The organism is Pseudomonas sp. 32_A, assembly GCF_017490905.1.
GTDB lineage: Bacteria > Pseudomonadota > Gammaproteobacteria > Pseudomonadales > Pseudomonadaceae > Aquipseudomonas > Aquipseudomonas inefficax.
In genome coordinates this window covers 1-470 of sequence record NZ_JAFGYI010000284.1, presented here as the reverse complement: position 1 = coordinate 470, position 470 = coordinate 1, and the positions used below count along the sequence as shown (strand labels likewise).

The 470-nt window shown below is 74.5% G+C and carries 1 protein-coding gene; it reads right to left on the bottom strand.

Going from position 1 to position 470, the window contains the following annotated elements; genetic code table 11:
* Positions 1–9: 9 nt before the first annotated feature.
* A partial coding sequence (locus tag J5M58_RS26705; RefSeq protein WP_207880377.1) for a phosphatase PAP2 family protein occupies positions 10–470 on the bottom strand: 461 nt, incomplete at its 5' end.

Below are 470 nucleotides of genomic sequence, written 5' to 3'. Positions count from 1 at the left end.
GGCGCGCTCTTACGCGCGTTCGACCGCCGCCGGCGCGCCGAGCGTCTGCTGCTGAGTCGGCCGCGACGCGGGCCGGTAATTCGGATTCGCCTTCCAGCGCGCTCGCACGTAGGGCCGTTCGTGCCCGGAGAGTTGCAGCGCGACCGCGGTGACCCAGCGGTGCGACGGCACGGTGATGCCATGCAGCGCGATCGTGACGGCCACGAGGCTCGTCGCGACGGCGGGCGCCGACCAGCGGTGCGGCATCGCGCGCCAGGAGCCGGCGATGAACGACAGCGCGGCGAGCGCGCCGATCACGCAGCCCGTGACCGCCTCGGACGGCGAATGCGCATCGAGCGCGACGCGCGACAGCCCCACGGCCACTCCTGCCGCCAGCCCGACGACGACGCCCGCGACACGCACGGCCGGCCGCGCGCGGGCGAGCGCGAGGAACATCGCGACCGGGTAGACCGACGTCGACAGCATCGCAT